The organism is Metabacillus sp. RB-C-LZQ-3-1, assembly GCF_058315175.1.
This window is the reverse complement of sequence record NZ_JBZFLI010000002.1, coordinates 307,674-325,012: the sequence shown is the minus strand read 5'-3', so window position 1 is coordinate 325,012 and position 17,339 is coordinate 307,674. Positions and strand designations below refer to the sequence as shown.

Sequence of the window (17,339 nt, the reverse complement as noted above, 5' to 3'; positions counted from 1 at the left end):
TATAGGCCACTTAACTAAATAGCTAAGTGGTCTATTTGATCATGACACGTTCTCTTCTAATTGAATAATTTTTTTAATGATTTCTTCTCGTTTCATTTCTTCTAAAGGAAGGAACCTTGGCGGCGCCGGCAAGTTAAACTCAATATGTGAATGGGATAGCTCAAACAGTAGAGTACCTATCTTATCTTTATGTTGATTTTCAATCACAATCCAAAAAACTCGTTTTTCATGATGAGGTGTGCCCCATTTAGCCTTTTCCATTGAATTTCTAAAATGTAGACACCCTCCAATAACAAAGTCATCTTCTTTCGTTTTTTCTGTAGATCGAAACCCATTTTCTTTTATTAGTTTCCAGATTGGCGGAAGAAGTTTATCTAAATACATGCCGTATGTTGCATCTTCATATTCCGGAAATAACTGTTTAAGCTCTTTGATATTCTCGTTCAGTACGTCCTTCCAGTGATCTTTTATATAAGTGAAAAGTACTTCTCCTAACTCATAGATGGTCATCTGGGGTTGAATATTTACTGTTGTCATATGAATCCCTCCATATTTTTCATCGTACAAATCAAGCATACAACATTAAAGCCAATTCTAAAGTTTTTTAAAAAAACGTCTGAATTCACAATACTTAATATGATAAACTTTACATTATAGTACAGTTATCAAAGATAGGAGTGTGCTCATTGAAAAAAATAAGACCTATCGATATTGCAAAAAAATTAAGTATAAGTACTAGCACGTTAAGAAGCTATGAAGAAAGAGGAATTGTACCGAAACCTAAACGGTCAACCGCTGGTTATAGAATATATACAGAGGAACATGTAGCCTATTTTGAGTGTATTGCAGCTATGTCTCCTGGGTTTGGAATGGACATAACCTCAGCTGCTCTAAAAAAGTTGCAACAAAAAGAACTAGATGCTGCTCTTTGGATAATAAATCATGCGCAAGTAGCAAATTATGAAGACAAAATTATGATTGAGCGAGTGAATAAACACCTGGATAACTTGAATCATGAACACTCTATGACGACTGGAGAATTGTCCCTTCAGACAAATATACCTCCATCAACTCTTCGATATTGGGAAAAAGAGGGATTTATTACGTCCAAAAGAGGAGAACTAAATAACTATCGCCTATTCGACACATTCCAACTCATAAAAGCTTTATTAATGAAAATAACTCAGAATGCAGTTTATTCCTATGAGGTTATTCAAATAAAAAAGGAGATTAAAGAATTAAACCAATATGATCTTGAAGAAGTAAAAAAAGTAATCAATCATATTCAAAAACATCTAAATAAACGTAACCAAAAACAGCTTAAAGGGATATTCTATCTTTATAAATTATCCAATATATTAAACCAGCTTTGAATATATAGTGTATTTTATGATATTGTTGACAACTTTAGGAAGCACGTAAAAACGCCAACCCCTTATAAAAGGTTTGGCGTTTTTGTTTTTTATCGTTTATGCTTAATTTAATCCTTTAAAGGAGTAATCAAGTCCAGCAAAGGAATTGCTTTATTCCAGAAAATGGCCCCGATTGCGGTACAAAAAAATCCTGTATATCAATACAAGACTTTTGATCAAGCTTTAATTTAAATCACAATACGAAAAATAAAATAAAATTGATAATGAAATTCGCCTTACGTTAGTAAAGTTAACCCATAAATTAGTACATAATTACTTTACTCTTCTAGCTGCTTGCTGAATAGGATCCCATACACCATTATATGGGGGAGCGTAAGCAAGATCTAAATCAAGCAGTTCATTAGTTGTCATAGAGTGAAATAATGCAGTTGCTAGTACGTCAATTCGTTTATCTACGCCATTTTCTCCTATAATTTGCCCGCCTAAAACTTTAAATGTCTCCTTATGATATAAAAGTTTCAATGTCAATTTTTTATCATTAGGATAATAACCAGCGATATCTGTTGACGTAATGGTTACTGAACCGCATGGGATATTCAGCATTTTCGCCTCTGTTTCTGATATTCCAGTTCTTCCTAGGGTTAAATCGAAAAATTTAATGATTGAGGTCCCAACAACGCCTTTGAATGTTTTATGATTATTAACAATGTTTAATCCGGCGATCTGGCCTTGCTTATTGGCATGTGTTCCTAATGGAATATGATCATCCTTTTCTTTAACACGGTGATATTGTGTTGCACAATCACCTGCAGCATATATATCTTCAATGCTTGTTTGCATATAGGCATTTACTTGAATCGCACCATTAACACTTGTTTTGATTCCAGTTCCTTCTAAAAATGCAGTATTTGGCTTCACACCTACAGCCACTAATACTAAGTCTGTATCATATTTCCCTTTATCGGTTTTTACATATTCAACATACTCACTTCCACCGAATGCTTCAACAGATTCACCCATTTTCAATACAATGTTTTGCTTCACAGCTTCTTCATGGATAAGTTCAGCCATTTCTTTATCAAATATTTTTGCTAATTGCTCATTTCTTTCAATGATCATGACCTTCTTACCAAGCTCAGCAAAACTTTCCGCCATTTCAAGACCTATGTACCCGCCGCCAATTACCGTCACATTCTTTATGTCTTTCTCAAGATATTCCATGATTGCCTTTGCATCAGGCATTGTCTTTAATGTAAACACACCCGGAAGTTTAACACCCTCCCACTTTGGAATGACCGACCCTACCCCGGTTGCAATAAGAAGGCGGTCATACGGAAAGCTAAACGTTTCATGATTATTAAGATTCATTCCACTTACCATTTTATTTTCCGTGTCTACCTTTTGGACTTCATGAAATACTCGTGCATCAATACCATATTTCTCTTTAAAAGTGGACTGTGTACGGGCTATTAACTTATCTGTTGACTCAATCTTCCCGCTAATCACATAAGGCAGACCACATTGTCCGTACGAATACACCCCACCCTTTTCTAAAACAGTAATGTCATGTCCAGTGCTGTTTCGAACAATTTGCATTGCCGCACTCATTCCTGCTGCATCTCCACCAATAATAAGTACCTTCATATTCATCCCTCCATTCTTTATTTTCCATATATTACTGATTTTTAAACATGGGTTTATCTTTTCCTATGTACAGAAAAATAATAGCTGGGCTGTTGAGCTTTTTGACAAGTTAAAATGACGTTCGAACTATTCCTTATTATATTTAAAAGATGAATAAAAAACGCCGCAACCCCTTAATTAATAAGGAATTGTGGCGCTTCACTTAAACAGTCTAGTTTATTATATTGAACTTCATCATCTTCAGAAAGGCGGAATTAGTCATTACAGCAAGTCTCCTCACCTTCCATATGTCCAGACTTGCTTATTTTTGTTTTCAAATACTTCTCATTATATTCAGAGACGTCTCCCCAAATAGGTTCTCTCCCTGAAACTTCAAGACCAGCATTTATTAATGCTTGTAGTTTATTTGGGTTGTTTGTAATTAGTTTTACAGGTTTTTTTCTTATTGCTTTTAGTACAAGAATTGCGTCTCCATAATTTCTAGAATCATCTACAAATCCAAGTGCTTCATTCGCCTCAACTGTGTCAAGACCATTTTCTTGCAGAATATATGCCATTGCTTTACTAAATAAGCCAATTCCTCTTCCTTCATGATTTGCCAGATAAAAAAGTGCACCTGTACCGTGATCTGAAATGATTTTCAGAGACTGTTTTAATTGATAACCACAATCACATCTCTTACTTCCAAATATATCACCAGTATGACAGATAGAGTGAAATCTAATAATAGCATCTTCTTCGTATTCAAAATCACCATATACTAAAACACTTGATTGCTGCAATTCAGCTAAGTTAACAGAGGATAATTTGTCAATAATACGCTCATAATTTTCTGTTACTTCTTCACAATTTAACCAACAATACCATTGAAATACAACCGTCTCTCCATATAAGTTAATCGGAAGTCGAATTGGACCAACTAAATAAATTGCTCCTTTATCTGTTTTAATTAATTGAATTTTATCTTCTAATATCGAAAGAACCTTTGAATCGAACTTTGTTTGTGTCATAAGTCAAACTCCTTTTTAAATAGTTTCAGTATCAATTCAAAAAAATATCCTTCTAACTGCCGTAACTTTTGTTTTATGTTTGCATACAATCCTCTTTTATTTCCTTCATGAAAAAGAGAGCATTACCCCCTAAATTTGAAGTAATGCTCAATTTAATCACGATTTTATTATAAGACTCATTTTATCGTTGTTGTATTTTCAGCCTTGCTCCCTTTAAAAATAAATTGCTCTAATGCAAAAGCTTTAGAACCTGTAATAGCAATGGATACTGCCATTACTAAAAAGGCAACATCTAATTCGTATCCAGCCATTTGTCCATTTCCTAAAAATCCTGCAGCTAATTTTACCTTAATGATAGCTCCTACCATTACTAAAGCGATTAAGATCGAGACAATTCTTGTAAATAAGCCTAGTACTAACGCAAGTCCTCCTACAACTTCTATTAAAGCAACAACATAAGCTAAAAACCCTGGTAATTCGATACTGCTGAACCATCCAACCGTGTTCTCAATTCCGCCCTGGAATTTGACGAAACCATGAACAAAAAATGTAATCCCCAATACTACTCGTAAAATAAATGCACTAATTTCAAATTTATTTTCCATTTTACTTACCTCCAAGTTAATAATTATATGGTAAATGATCGATATTCTACTTTAGTTCTCCAAATTGCCAAACACTGTGACTAAGGTTTCCATAACGGTAACTGCGATGCAATAGTGTTGCGCTTTTTTCTTGATCTGCTGCACCCATTGCATAAAAAAGAGGAATAAAGTGTTCTTTTCCATACGGCGGTACGGCAAATTCAGCGGCAGGAGCTAGTGAATCATAATGAAATAAGGAATTTAAATCCCACGTACTTAAGTGCTTTTCAATCCACTTATCAAATTGAATGGCCCATTGATCAACAGTTCCATTATCCTTCGCCACGTTTAAAACTCCCAGATTATGAACCGTGCCTCCACTCGCAATGATTAAAACATCCTGTTCTCTTAATATTGATAAGGATTTTCCAATTGTATATTGTTCGTCAGGTGTAAGACGAGGGTTTACAGACATTGAGATGACAGGAATATCTGCATTTGGATAAAGCATTTTAAGAACGATCCAAGCACCGTGATCTAATCCGCGTGTTGTATCAATTTGAAAAGGAACTTCTTCCTTAGTAAACAAATTGACAATTTACTTCGTCATATCACTATTTCCTTTTGCTGGATATTTCATCTGGTATAAAGCTTCCGGGAATCCACCAAAATCATAGATCGTTTCAAACTGATCTACATCACTCACTTTTTGGGTCGGGGATTCCCAGTGGGCTGAAAATAATACAATTGCTTTTGGTTTTGGCAAATTTTTGCCTAAAACGTGTAAAAACTGAGTATACTCATTATTTTCAATAGCTAATAATGGTGCGCCGTGTGCAACAAATAACGTTGGCAGCATTGTTATCCTCCTCTTTCTTCAAATGTTGATATATCATTTGTTTATTCATAAAAATAAAAAATTCCTATTAGGAAACTAACAGACAAAAAAAATAAGAGATAAGCACAGAAAAGAGTATCTCTATATGAATAATCTTTACATAAAAGATAACAACCAAAGCTATAGAATGTCAATCTTTTTTTTGCTAATATATAAATATGTTTCTTAAAAGTAAACTTTAGAGGTGATTAAACTGGATATTGGTACTAAAATTCGGGCTATTAGAAATAGAAAAAAAATAACCATTGCCCAAATGTGTGAAGGTACAGGCCTTTCAAAAGGATTCATTAGCAATGTTGAAAATAACAATACTTCTCCTTCTATTCATACACTAAGCACAATCGCAGAGTTTCTAGGAGTTCCTTTGCCTTATTTATTGTTAGAAAAGAAGCAACATATGCGTGTTGTTCGAAAAGAGAAAAGAGCAACCTCCTCTTTTAACAATTTAAAGATTGAACACTTAGCCTCTAAGGGTGGACTTAGAACCATGATTGTCGAATTCCCTCCAGGAGCTTCCATTGGAGATCCACATGCACACGAAGGTGAAGAATGCCATTTAGTATTAGAAGGAAAAATTCTAGCTGAACAAGGCGAGGATTCATTCATTGTAGAGAAAGGGGATTCTTTTAGTTGGAATGCCAGTGTTCCACACTTCGTGAAAAACATTGGGGATTGCAAAGCCGTAGTCTTTATATCCATTTATGCAGATACTGAATTGAAAGATATATTATAATAGTCACAAGCATTTCTTACGATACGTTTAAAAAAGAAGTAGGAGTCTACTTAATAGAATCCTGCTTCATTATAAAATATTTTCTATAATTTTTGGAATTTCTTCTCCATGAATACAGTAAACACCCAAGGTCATTACTAAAGTATTTAAAAAAACAATTGAATCAATACCATGTATACGATCGTTCCCCCAGATATCGAAAGAAACATATTTCTCTTCCAAAAATGAAGAAAAATAGCTACAGATGCTCCTAGAAATTCAGGGATGCCATGATTTCCAGATAATAATCTTACATCCACATCCTTAAAACAATAAATAACCAATAGTCCAAATACCGCTGACGGTAATACTTTCCCGAGATACTGGATATATTTCGGTGGGGGTTTACCTGAAGGGAAAACAATGAATGGAAGAAACCTTGTAAGCATTGTGCCTAAAATCATCATAACAATGGTCAAAATCTGCTTCGTTAAACTCATTGTCATGCTGCACTCACCTCAACTTCTTCCAATGGCTTTCTAAGTAGGGTGAGTATCCCAAGTATTGCAATCAAAGCCGGTATAATAAAATTGGTTCCACCAAAAATGATAAGACTTAAGGCTGAAAGACCAGGACCTAAAACAGAACTGAGTTGCTTCTTCTCTGATTGGTTTTTATTAAATTCCTTTCGGCTTTTTCATGAATTCATCACTTGCAATATGACTATACCTTTGTGATTGAGTTGTAATTAAACACTAATTTTATTGATAGTCCATACTGGTATTTAACCTTACTTAACGAACGTAAGCTGTAAATAATCCTTCACATAAATTGTACCACTTGGGTAAATATTATATATGATGTTAATCAAAGAAGGAGGAAGCTAAATTATGGACTCACAAAGGGCACAGGAAATATCATCTTCATCGGTAATGGGCACTGTAACTTATAATGGAAATCAAATTTACATAGAACATGTGGATCAACAAAAAGGGATCGCCACTATTCATCCCCTTGATGACCCTAATAAGAAGGAAACTGTTTCTGTAACCGATCTAATCGAACAATAAAATATTACAATAAAGAATAAAAGGATAACTTTGTAATGTTATCCTTTTATTCTTTATTAGACAAAACTTCTTACTTTGAGTATTATACCTTTTTTAAAGAAATAACAGCCTACTATAGAAGTCGGGCAATTTCATTTCACACCACTGGGAATAGTTAATAACTAAACTAGAAGTTCAATCATCATGAATTATTAGCCTATATTTATTAAAACCAGAAAGATTCGCTTAAGAATTTTCCTAATAATAGGTCAATCAGATAAAAAACTAGCTGATCTTTTCCGATTGCTGAGAAAGGTGTGCTAATTCCAAGCATTTTTATTATAGTTTGGATATTTTCCCCTATCCGTAAGTTTACGGAAAACAAAAAACGTCCTAAACCCTCTAACAAAAAGGAATTAGGACATTTCATTTTAAAAGGTAGTTTAAAAAAATTTAATTTTCATATTTAAAAATCAGGTTTTGCTAATCGTTTTCCTTTGCTAAAAGTACCACGTTTCAAATTAAATCCTGCTTCACTCATGTAATAAATAAAGTCATCCTGAAGCATAACCAATTCAAGCCTAGTAAATATACTATTTGCAGCAAGTCGATTATCTCCAGTGATTGGTATAAATCCAACATGCATATGGGGGGATTTTTCATCTTTATGAATAGTTGCATAGATGATATTTTCAGATCCGTTCTTAACTTGAAGATACTTTAATCCATTTTCAAAAAATCTTTTTTCTTCTTTTTCTGTTAGATTTTCAAAGAAATCATTATCAGAAGTTATCACAAACTCACAAAGTCGGACTGCATCATTTCGTATTCTCTTCGTTGACTTGACACCTAGCTTAATCTTCTCCACTGCTTCCACATAATCAATTTTTTCCGTATTTAATAGATCATCGTTTAAATTAGATTTTTCTATCTCGATAACGGGATCTGTTTCACTCCTCCTTTCTCTTTGGTTGTGAATTTGGATTTCTCGTATGGCAGGGAATTTTAATTTTTGCATTCGGATAATAGAATAACTCATAAAAATGAATACCTCTCTTCTTAGGTATTAGTAGATTCCAGTATATTTCAAGCAGAGATTCTGGTGATATTTTTCATAATTTTCGGGTCTTTCTACTTCTCCATTTTCTATCTTCACGAAAGTTCCTTGTCTGCAAATCAGGCAAAGTTTATTCCTAAGTTTTGCCAAGACTATTTTCCTCTGATCCTAATTAAAAAAGGATGTCCCAAAAGCCAGGCTTTGAACATCCTCTAAAATACAAATCAGAACTTATCATTTACCTAACTCACATAGTGCTGATGTCAATTACAAATCGATATTTCACGTCTGAAGCTAACACGCGTTTGTAGGCTTCTTCAATTTCATCAGCTGAAATGACTTCAATCTGAGGAACAATATTATGTTTTCCACAGAAATCCAACATTTCCTGTGTTTCACGAATGCCTCCTATCATTGAACCTGCAAATGAGCGACGATGACCAATAAGAGAGAACACATTTACTGCCAATGGCTCTGCAGGAGCACCAACATTTACTAATGTACCATCTAGTGTTAATAGTGAGAGGTACGCACTAATATCGATACTTGCACTTACTGTATTAATGATTAAGTCAAAAGAACCGGCAAGTTTTGTAAATGTCTCAGAATCACTTGTTGCATAGTAGTTACTGGCACCGAATCGTAAGCCATCTTCTTTTTTCTTCAATGATTGAGACAAAACAGTAACCTCTGCACCCATGGCATGTGCAATTTTGACAGCCATATGACCAAGACCGCCCAAACCAACTACCGCTACCTTTTTACCTGGACCTGCCTTCCAATGGTTTAGTGGCGAATATGTCGTAATACCTGCGCAAAGTAATGGTGCTGCGACATCAAGCTCAATGTTATCAGGAATTCTAACTACAAAATCCTCCGTTACAACAATGTGGGTAGAATAACCACCTTGAGTTGGTTCACCGTATTTGTCAACACCGGCGTATGTAGGGATATTTCCTTTTAGACAGTATTGTTCTTCTCCTCTACGACAATTTTCACAATCACCACAAGAATCAACCATACATCCAACCCCTACCCGGTCGCCTACCTTATACTTTGTGACATCTGCTCCTACACCTGTAACAATTCCCGCAATCTCGTGTCCAGGTACGAGTGGATAGTTCACGGGACCCCATTCACCGTGAGCAGTATGGATGTCAGAATGGCATATACCTGCATATTTAATTTCAATTAGTACATCATGCGAATCAAGATCACGTCGTTTAATTTCAGCTGCCCGGAAAGGTTTGTCTGGACCGTCGACAGCTCGTGCTTTAGCGGTTATCATTCATAAAACCTCCTATTTATTTATACATTTCAAGAGAATATGCTGGTAATAGGTAAATGAAATACTTAGGTTAAACTCCCTTTCATTCATTTTTGTCCCTGCCTTCTCTTTCAAAACTATGTTAATCCCTATAGTAAACTCTAGGTCAAGTGATAAATTTATTTTCTTTTTGATCATCCCGGTTTCATTTTATTAATCGATCTTGCCTATAGCTAACAACTTTCTTTAAATAAAGTGATTTTGACATTCAACATATACCATGATAAAATCCATTCACAACAATAGAGTTAACTCGAGGTCTATACCTTAAAAAAAGGGGGATAAATAATGAAGACGTATACTATCAGCGAAGTTGCAAAAGAATTAAATCATACCGTATATACCTTGCGTTACTACGACAAGGAGGGACTTATGCCTTTTGTAGAACGGACAGCCAACGGAACACGTTTGTTTAAAGAGTCCGATATCAGCGCTTTAAAGGTAATTGAATGTCTGAAATCCACAGGAATGCCTATTAAGGAAATTAAAAATTTCATTGATTGGTGTACTGTTGGGGATTCCACGTTGCAACAAAGATATGACATGTTTATGGAAAGAAAAGCTAGTGTAGAAGCACAGATGGAAGAACTAAAAAAAACAATGGAAATTATCGATCATAAATGTTCATATTACAAGACTGCATTAGATGCCGGAACGGAAGATATTCATAAAAAAGATAAAATTGGGATTTCCATTTCTAATTAACAGAAAACCACCTGTAATTCATAAATTTATATATGAATTACAAGTGGATCTATTTGTACGATATATTACTAACTTACATATTTGCCTGTGTAAATAAACTCTTACATTGGATAACTGCACTATAAAAAAACTTATAATTGCAGAAATTATTTCACGAATAAAAGAACAATTGTTAAAACGCTGTCTTTCGGGAAAAACATACAATTTAGTGCCCCTAAAATTACCAAAATTAAAGGCAAAAGCCGTCTAATAAACTTCATTTTGTTCCTCTCATTTATCAGAGGAAATAATATAAATCCTTCTTCAAATAACCTGCACCGTTACTTTAAATATATTTCTTCGCAATCTTCCTGTTACAATAAAAACTAAAGAAAAAAAGTTTAGAAAGGAGAAGTAGAATTTCTTCCTCCCCCTTAAAAATATCTGTTATTAAGCAAGAGCTATATTCTTTGTAACACAACTTGCTTGAAAATTATCATTAATTGTAAGAATACCTTGAACAATGAATGGTACTCTAAGTTCTAGGTTTTTAGTTTCAAAATCGAAATCCGCTTCAAAATCACACTCTCCACACTCAACAGTTGACGAGATAAGTGCACCAGTGGAAACGTTGTAGATAATTGTTAAACAAACTGGTTGAAATAAATCCGAACGAACACATGGCATTTTTATTTCCCCCCTTTATTAGTTAATATATTAATAGGAAATGCAAAATGGCCAAGTTTGGTAAGGGCAAATTCAGATAAAACAACAAAATGTGTGCATGCCATTCCAAAATAACATACACATTAAACACCACTTACCTAAATATATTAAAAGTTAGAAATCTTCTTCTTGAACAACCGCCATCAGTTAGTTAAATAAGAAAGGATGCAATTTAATATATTTCCTTCCCATAAATTGTTCTACTACTCACACATTCGCCATTTAAAATTCCATTTTCACAACAGCAATTTTGTTTTTTACAACTACTGGTGTAAACTTACTTAAACAAAATTCAATAGTTTTTACTAACGAACTATGTCCAAGTTTAATAGTTAAAGTATAATGAGGATTCCTATTATCTGGTAAATGATACTCCGTTATTGAAGTATCGCACTCTTTAGCTTAATAAGATGTTTTTGGGTTAAGGTGTTTCCTTTCCTAACGAAAAACCTTCAAATAGTCGCCCACCATATGGTTCTAAAACCATCTCACTTAAATGAACTACTTTGGTTTTATTACCCGTTTTATAAAAATCATCAAAGGCTTCAACGAATTGTTCGGTGAAGTTTTCATCATATTGCTTCAAAGACCGAATAATCCATTTTGAAGAACCTATCCAACGCCCATTGGTCCTTAATTCAAATTCCTGAATTAGTTCAGCTAATGTATTAGCTATAAATATCGCTTCAGCTCGATTATTACAACCTATAAAATCATCCAGTACATCAGTTATAAAATATCGTTTTGTCGTAATTATTTCTTCTGTCCATTTTTCAGGACCCTTATCCAATATCTCTTTTGCTTCTTCTTTTATAGAATCTATAATTCCTTCATCTTTTAATATAATCCCTTCTAATACCATTCTTTGCATAGAAGGCTTAGCATTTTTATAGTCCATTTCGAAAAATTGTTTGTAGGAAGTTAAATTATGAACGAAAATCTCTATTGCCCACCCAAAGTCTATTAATGATTCTCTGTAAGATGAGTTTATCCTTTCATCAAATACGACAATATCAAGGTCCGAGGTATCTGTTTCCTCACCTCTAACAACACTTCCAGCCAATAAAGCGCCTTGACAGTAAGGAAAATGCTTTAAAATAAACTGATATGCTGCATCGAATGGATTTAACCTCATTAATTCTTCCATTTATACCACCTCTTACAACGAATTTCTAGTAACTGTATATTTCGTTATTAAAAAGCAAAAACCTTTATTAATCATTGTTTCTTATTAAACTAACCAGCCCCGTAGTACAATAAAAAAATGCTCTACTTCATATTGAAGTAAAGCACCTTTTCGTTTTCAAGTACATTAATTCACAATCTACTAAATTGACTTGTGATATTGATAGAAAGAAATCACAAATAAAACAATCATTTTCTTGCCTTAATAACTATAATGGATGGTCTCCTTTCCTCATTAACTAATTGCGGCATTTTTTCCAATCCAATAGGAATAGCTTGTGGTTCAATAATCTTTTCTAACACAAGTCCGCTATTGATAAGCGTATTAATGAAAGTCGAAATAGTCCTATGGTATTTAACCACACCATCAATATACCAATGTTCCTCTCTCTTTCCTTCTTCTTGATAATTATCTAATCCCCAATGTAAGTTATTCCCGTCCTTATCTTTAATCCAATTATTCATTTCTTTTCGAGCTGTAACAATAGGATGTTCTGTTGAGAAAATAAACTCCCCGTTTGTATTTAATAAGCTCACAACTTTTTCAATTAATTTAGTGTAATCTTCTATATAATGAGTCATAAGAGAGCTTATTATTAGATCAAATTTCTGATTTTTAATTTCCAAGTCTTCTATCGGTGTACAAATGTATTCTATATTATCGTGTTTGTTTTCATTTTTTGCTAGTTCAATCATATTCATTGAAATGTCTACTGCTGTAACCTTTAACGCACCATTATCTGCACAGTACTTAGAAAACTGACCATTACCACATCCCAAGTCCAATACTGTCTTCCCGTTAAAGCTTGAGATAGCTGATTTAATTGCTGGCTGTTCAACAAAATCGTTAAAGGTTACTCCTGTCTTTCGCAAAGAGCTATAACTTTTGAAGAAAATATCATTATCATAAATATTTTGTTTCATTCGAATCTCCCCCGACTATCTAAATTAATTGGCGCTCTTCTTCAGCTAACCTGCCCAAATGACAGGCATTGATCTTTAACTCAAGCTACTCGTCAGTTTCATAACAACCTATTTCTTTAACGGCATAAATGTTGCAGGAGTCAATTCTTCACTTTCGATGACAATAGCAGTTAGTCCTGCATCGGTCTTTGTTTCGTGCCACTCATCTTTTTCCCAAAAGACAGCATCACCAGACTCAATTTTAATATATTGGTCTTTTTCATTACGGACATAACCCTCTCCGTTCATAATTAAAAGAAGTTGAGGCACTACTGCTTGATGATATCCTACGATACCATTTCTGTATAAGTGCATACATCCAATGTTAGTTTTCTTATTTGTTTGAATAATACGGGACATTATAAAATTCGAATTGAATTTTGAAATCTTATAACCGCAGTCTTTGTTAAATTGATAAAACTCCATTATGACCTCCTAGAAAGAATTGTTACATTGATAATTCTATTGTTATTGAATTAACCTTATTCTACAAAAAAGGTACTTCTCCTTCCTTGAAGCAAAGCTACCCGTTTTCTTGAACAATATATATAATTCAATTTCGTTATTAGTGTGGTGTTGAATTAGTTGCAAGATACCAAGCCATATAAATGCTAAAACAACCTAGAAGAATAAGAATCGTAAAAACAATCTTTCTACCTATCTGTCCTATGAAATAGATGTTCACTAAAAAGTAATAGATAATTGCACTTCCAACAATAAATAGCAAAAATTCTATGGTGTCTTCACTCGAAGAATTTGGAGTTGTGACATTAGATAAAGCTAATCCACCAAAAATGAACATACCTATTATATTTAGTAATTTTCTCATACTTACGTCTTTTTTAGTTACAATTTCAACGTTTTGAGACGTTTGAACGTTGGTTTTCAAAATGACACCCCCACTTTATAAGACCTAAATAATTATACGGATTTATCAAATAAATGTTTCAATATCCGACTATATTGCTTATTAAACAATCCTGACCTTTAGTTCAAACAAAAAAGAGCACTAATCCTTTTTAGATTAATGCTATATGTTAGTTTATTACAGCGCTAGAATAAATAATACCATTGCTGCAAAACTTGCTAATGTTCGAATGTGGTTCCATAACATCCATTTTGACAGATAATCTTTCCATAAAGTTAAACTTTCTCCTTCTTTACTATCTACACGAGCTAAGGCATCATTTAGAGGAACATTGCATAAAACCTTGACTAGAAAGCTGCCAACAAAATAAAGCAAACTTCCAGTAAATAAAAGAATGGTATTTGCACTTTACCAATTAATAATAGAATGGGTGATAAGTAGTATAGTAACTAAGGCTGTTCCCAAAAATAGAGGTAAAAAAGATCGGATTAGTACCACTACATTAATTGACTGCATCGCAGCATCTCCCTCCTCATTCGGAAGCAGAGCAAGTGCTTTCATATCAAATGAAGAAAATGTGAAGAACACTCCAGCAACCAAGCCGGAACACGTAGCTCCAAATAAGATGACATAAGGAATTAATTGTTCAATTAAATCTCATCTTCCCACACATTTTTATACATCATCTCCCTTATTTTGAGTACTTATATAATTTTCGTTAGAAAAAGGTAAGTTTCCCTCTTTAACTAAACTGACCGATCAATAAGAAAAAGAAATTATTCTTCTTAAACAATCACAACCTTTAATTAGTTAAAGTAGTTTTTTCATAGAAACAACTTTAATATTCATACCGTTTGGTTTATGAATAACTTCTTCATCATAAACATCATAACCAATGGAACTATATAGCTGTATATTCTTAGGTACAGTCATACGGACTTTACATATTAAAGTATTGATATCAACTTTATTTGCATAGTCCTCTAAAGATTTTAATATCTTTTTTGCAATACCTTTTCCTTGTTTTTCAGGAATAACTGACAAACGATAAAAATATAAACTCTTGTCTTTTAATTGAAATCGCACCATACCAACTGGATTATTTTCTTCAAAAGCAATTAATGCTTTTTCCCCTTTTTTTAAAGCATTTGAAACCGACTGGACCGTTTCTTCTAAGGCACTTGATGGAGGTATTTCATCTTTATATTCCATAAAAGCCTTTATCATTAAATCGTGAATTACTGATGCATCAGAAGATATTGCAGAATTTATTTCCATGTTTCCCCTCTCCTCTTGTAATAATTATTCATTTTAACTCATCTTTATACATGAAGGAAGTATTAAACATCTTAAACAATCCTGCTCATTAGTAGTTGAAAATTCTGTCCCAGCAATCATTGTTAAAGATACAAAGTATTAAGTATTGTTCACCCTTAAGCTGCAATTAGCAGCACCGAACGAGACATTTTGCAACCCCGGAAAAAATGAATCTGAAAACAGACCAAATAAACTTCCTCTTATGTTAATATTTAGGAAACCGCTATTTTTATAGTACAACGTGGAAATTTAATCTAAGTAACAATTGTAAAAAAAGTTAAATAAATCATATGATAATTTAATTATATTTTATTCATGGAGGTTCTAGTATGATTTGGATATACATGTTGATACCTGTGGTTATAATAGGTGGAATTGCTGTTTATTTTGAAAAAAAATCTGGAATGATTCCACCTGATGAAAATAATCAAGCAGAAAAGTTAGGGGAAATTACAACACAAAATCGAATGAACTCTAACGGACCTGGACCGGGAACAGAATAAAAATTAATTAAATGGTCTTCAGTGAATGAAGATGATGCCCTGGATAGTCCTATTATCCTCACCGGTTGATTGGTATAAATACTCCTGAGTCAACAACTAAACATGAAGAATACGGAAACAAAACCGTCAAACGATATGAATGGATCAGAAATTGGTTCAAAAGATGTTTAATGCTGACAGCTGAACCTGTTCAACAATCGGAAGAACCAACAAATGAAACAACTTCAAATTCATCATGTAATATCAAAGAAAACCGAATTGGTATATATCATGTCCCAGGTGGGGCTTTCTCTTCTGAGCAAAGCTGGAATAATGTTTTGTTCAGAAGAAGAAGCTGAAGCAGCAGGCTACAGAGCATCAAAAAGATAAAGGTTTTTACTTAACATATAAAACAGTTTTCCTAAATGCTTATTGTTTAATAAGTACTCCTTCAATACAACATCATGTAGTTATGAACCAACAGGTTCCAATTTCATTATGGCACCAAAATACTGTGAAGCCGTTGTAAATGTAATAAAAGCACAAAGCTCACTAATCTCAACATCAGAGAAATACTTTTTCAACACTTTAAATTGAGCATCTGATATTTCCCCTTTTTGCTTTAAAAAAACCTCTGCAAAACCTACAGCAATAGATATTTTTTCATCAAATAACTTTGGATCAGGTTTTCCTTTTGCTTTACAATACTCACAACCGTTTTTTTGTGCTAATGTTCTTCTTACTTGTTCTTTTAAATAAGCAGAAAGGCTCCCATCCTTTTCTAACTCGCTACCCAGTTGATTCCAACAAGTCAATATCTCTCTGCTATGACCTAACAGTTTTTGAAAAGGGGTCTCCCCATTCTTAGATTCAATAATTCTTGCCATAAATAATACCTCCTTGTAATATGTATGATATCGAATCATTTAGTTAAATCACATTAAAATCCAAACTAAATTAACCTTGACTTTTTAATAATTAAACGAAAAAAGGAGAATATCTTAAAAAAATGAAAGTTGATTCAATCGATAAGAAAATAATAGATGAATTAAGAAAAAATAGTAGATTATCGATGAGTGAGTTAGGAAGAAGAATTAATTTATCTTCTCCATCTGTAACAGAACGCGTAAGGAGAATGGAATCATTTGGAATAATCAAAAGGTACACATTGGAAGTCGATTATGAGAAATTAGGGTTCCCAATCCAATGTATAATAGAAGCCACAATTAAAAACGGGGACTATAACTCTTTTAAGAAGTTTATTGAGGGATTTCCAAATGTGGAATTTTGTTATCGGATTGCAGGAAATGCCTGTTATATGCTTAAAATGCAATTCGATACTTTTGCTAATGCAGAGAAATTTATCGAGGATGTTAATCCATATGCACATACTATCACGCATTTTATTTTCTCACAGGTAGAGACAAATTTTAGAATGAATCCCCAAGACATTCTTTAAT

Annotated in this window: 22 protein-coding genes and 2 pseudogenes; 7 read left to right on the top strand and 17 right to left on the bottom strand. The window is 33.4% G+C overall.

All coding sequences use genetic code 11. The features are described 5' to 3' along the window. Positions 1 to 39 precede the first annotated feature (39 nt). On the bottom strand, positions 40 to 537 hold the full coding sequence (locus AC4GZ8_RS05000; protein ID WP_491080700.1) for a DUF6022 family protein: 498 nt from the start codon (positions 535 to 537) through the stop codon (positions 40 to 42). A 149-nt stretch (positions 538 to 686) separates the two neighbouring features. Between AC4GZ8_RS05000 and AC4GZ8_RS04995 the strand changes: the two genes are divergently transcribed. Next, a complete protein-coding gene (locus tag AC4GZ8_RS04995) occupies positions 687 to 1,373 on the top strand; it encodes a MerR family DNA-binding transcriptional regulator (RefSeq protein WP_491080699.1) in 687 nt (228 codons plus the stop codon). A 312-nt stretch (positions 1,374 to 1,685) separates the two neighbouring features. Here AC4GZ8_RS04995 and AC4GZ8_RS04990 read toward each other — a convergent pair whose 3' ends face one another. The 4 genes and pseudogenes from AC4GZ8_RS04990 to AC4GZ8_RS04975 all read right to left on the bottom strand — a co-directional run bounded on the left by AC4GZ8_RS04990 (position 1,686) and on the right by AC4GZ8_RS04975 (position 5,470). Then, the gene (locus tag AC4GZ8_RS04990) at positions 1,686 to 3,017 is read right to left on the bottom strand and encodes a CoA-disulfide reductase (RefSeq protein WP_491080698.1); all 1,332 of its coding nucleotides are present in this window, start codon (positions 3,015 to 3,017) and stop codon (positions 1,686 to 1,688) included. A gap of 254 nt (positions 3,018 to 3,271) precedes the next feature. Continuing rightward, the gene (locus AC4GZ8_RS04985; RefSeq protein WP_491080697.1) at positions 3,272 to 4,027 is read right to left on the bottom strand and encodes a GTP cyclohydrolase II; all 756 of its coding nucleotides are present in this window, start codon (positions 4,025 to 4,027) and stop codon (positions 3,272 to 3,274) included. A gap of 176 nt (positions 4,028 to 4,203) precedes the next feature. Beyond that, positions 4,204 to 4,632, bottom strand: a complete 429-nt coding sequence (locus AC4GZ8_RS04980; protein WP_491080696.1) for a DoxX family protein — start codon at positions 4,630 to 4,632, stop codon at positions 4,204 to 4,206. A gap of 46 nt (positions 4,633 to 4,678) precedes the next feature. Beyond that, positions 4,679 to 5,470 (bottom strand): annotated as a pseudogene (locus AC4GZ8_RS04975) (dioxygenase family protein). 232 nt (positions 5,471 to 5,702) lie between these two features. Between AC4GZ8_RS04975 and AC4GZ8_RS04970 the strand changes: the two are divergent. Continuing rightward, entirely contained in the window at positions 5,703 to 6,242 is a 540-nt protein-coding gene (locus AC4GZ8_RS04970; protein WP_491080868.1) for a helix-turn-helix domain-containing protein, read from the top strand. A 146-nt stretch (positions 6,243 to 6,388) separates the two neighbouring features. Here the strand turns inward: AC4GZ8_RS04970 and AC4GZ8_RS04965 are convergent, their stop codons facing one another. Both AC4GZ8_RS04965 and AC4GZ8_RS04960 read right to left on the bottom strand, forming a co-directional pair. Beyond that, a complete protein-coding gene (locus AC4GZ8_RS04965) occupies positions 6,389 to 6,727 on the bottom strand; it encodes a branched-chain amino acid transporter permease (protein WP_491080695.1) in 339 nt (112 codons plus the stop codon). Further along, positions 6,724 to 6,885: pseudogene (locus AC4GZ8_RS04960) on the bottom strand (branched-chain amino acid transporter AzlC); the annotation flags it as partial. The pseudogene AC4GZ8_RS04960 and the gene AC4GZ8_RS04965, both read right to left, overlap by 4 nt. Before the next feature lie 226 nt (positions 6,886 to 7,111). On the opposite strand from AC4GZ8_RS04960, the gene AC4GZ8_RS04955 reads away from it, so the two are divergent. Next, positions 7,112 to 7,291 (top strand): small acid-soluble spore protein H, encoded by a 180-nt coding sequence (locus tag AC4GZ8_RS04955; protein WP_491080694.1) that lies wholly within the window; start codon positions 7,112 to 7,114, stop codon positions 7,289 to 7,291. Between the two features lie 445 nt (positions 7,292 to 7,736). On the opposite strand, the gene mobV is transcribed toward AC4GZ8_RS04955, so the two are convergent. Further along, positions 7,737 to 8,309: a MobV family relaxase gene (gene mobV / locus AC4GZ8_RS04950; RefSeq protein WP_491080693.1), complete on the bottom strand. Its 573-nt coding sequence runs from the start codon at positions 8,307 to 8,309 to the stop codon at positions 7,737 to 7,739. Between the two features lie 265 nt (positions 8,310 to 8,574). Beyond that, positions 8,575 to 9,615 (bottom strand): NAD(P)-dependent alcohol dehydrogenase, encoded by a 1,041-nt coding sequence (locus AC4GZ8_RS04945; protein ID WP_491080692.1) that lies wholly within the window; start codon positions 9,613 to 9,615, stop codon positions 8,575 to 8,577. Between the two features lie 327 nt (positions 9,616 to 9,942). Here AC4GZ8_RS04945 and AC4GZ8_RS04940 point away from each other — a divergent pair, with 327 nt between their 5' ends. After that, complete coding sequence (locus AC4GZ8_RS04940) at positions 9,943 to 10,359, top strand: MerR family transcriptional regulator (RefSeq protein ID WP_491080691.1); 417 nt, start codon at positions 9,943 to 9,945, stop codon at positions 10,357 to 10,359. A 429-nt stretch (positions 10,360 to 10,788) separates the two neighbouring features. On the opposite strand, the gene AC4GZ8_RS04935 is transcribed toward AC4GZ8_RS04940, so the two are convergent. From AC4GZ8_RS04935 to AC4GZ8_RS04905, 7 genes are all read right to left on the bottom strand, one after another. Continuing rightward, complete coding sequence (locus AC4GZ8_RS04935) at positions 10,789 to 11,025, bottom strand: hypothetical protein (protein ID WP_491080690.1); 237 nt, start codon at positions 11,023 to 11,025, stop codon at positions 10,789 to 10,791. A 460-nt stretch (positions 11,026 to 11,485) separates the two neighbouring features. Further along, positions 11,486 to 12,211 carry a nucleotidyltransferase domain-containing protein gene (locus tag AC4GZ8_RS04930; protein ID WP_491080689.1) on the bottom strand — a complete coding sequence of 242 codons (726 nt, stop codon included), beginning with the start codon at positions 12,209 to 12,211 and terminating at the stop codon, positions 11,486 to 11,488. 227 nt (positions 12,212 to 12,438) lie between these two features. Beyond that, positions 12,439 to 13,173 (bottom strand): class I SAM-dependent methyltransferase, encoded by a 735-nt coding sequence (locus tag AC4GZ8_RS04925; protein ID WP_491080688.1) that lies wholly within the window; start codon positions 13,171 to 13,173, stop codon positions 12,439 to 12,441. 108 nt (positions 13,174 to 13,281) lie between these two features. Beyond that, positions 13,282 to 13,638 (bottom strand): cupin, encoded by a 357-nt coding sequence (locus tag AC4GZ8_RS04920; RefSeq protein ID WP_491080687.1) that lies wholly within the window; start codon positions 13,636 to 13,638, stop codon positions 13,282 to 13,284. Positions 13,639 to 13,777: 139 nt separating this feature from the next. Continuing rightward, entirely contained in the window at positions 13,778 to 14,101 is a 324-nt protein-coding gene (locus tag AC4GZ8_RS04915; RefSeq protein WP_491080686.1) for a hypothetical protein, read from the bottom strand. Positions 14,102 to 14,257: 156 nt separating this feature from the next. After that, the gene (locus tag AC4GZ8_RS04910; protein ID WP_491080867.1) at positions 14,258 to 14,476 is read right to left on the bottom strand and encodes an anthrone oxygenase family protein; all 219 of its coding nucleotides are present in this window, start codon (positions 14,474 to 14,476) and stop codon (positions 14,258 to 14,260) included. Between the two features lie 414 nt (positions 14,477 to 14,890). Continuing rightward, positions 14,891 to 15,358 (bottom strand): GNAT family N-acetyltransferase, encoded by a 468-nt coding sequence (locus AC4GZ8_RS04905; RefSeq protein ID WP_491080685.1) that lies wholly within the window; start codon positions 15,356 to 15,358, stop codon positions 14,891 to 14,893. 368 nt (positions 15,359 to 15,726) lie between these two features. Here AC4GZ8_RS04905 and AC4GZ8_RS04900 point away from each other — a divergent pair, with 368 nt between their 5' ends. Then, positions 15,727 to 15,900 carry a hypothetical protein gene (locus AC4GZ8_RS04900; RefSeq protein WP_491080684.1) on the top strand — a complete coding sequence of 58 codons (174 nt, stop codon included), beginning with the start codon at positions 15,727 to 15,729 and terminating at the stop codon, positions 15,898 to 15,900. Between the two features lie 213 nt (positions 15,901 to 16,113). After that, a complete protein-coding gene (locus AC4GZ8_RS04895) occupies positions 16,114 to 16,269 on the top strand; it encodes a sunset domain-containing protein (protein WP_491080683.1) in 156 nt (51 codons plus the stop codon). 80 nt (positions 16,270 to 16,349) lie between these two features. Here the strand turns inward: AC4GZ8_RS04895 and AC4GZ8_RS04890 are convergent, their stop codons facing one another. Next, positions 16,350 to 16,766, bottom strand: a complete 417-nt coding sequence (locus tag AC4GZ8_RS04890) for a carboxymuconolactone decarboxylase family protein (RefSeq protein WP_491080682.1) — start codon at positions 16,764 to 16,766, stop codon at positions 16,350 to 16,352. 122 nt (positions 16,767 to 16,888) lie between these two features. Here AC4GZ8_RS04890 and AC4GZ8_RS04885 point away from each other — a divergent pair, with 122 nt between their 5' ends. Then, the gene (locus tag AC4GZ8_RS04885) at positions 16,889 to 17,338 is read left to right on the top strand and encodes an Lrp/AsnC family transcriptional regulator (RefSeq protein ID WP_491080681.1); all 450 of its coding nucleotides are present in this window, start codon (positions 16,889 to 16,891) and stop codon (positions 17,336 to 17,338) included. Position 17,339: the final 1 nt, after the last annotated feature.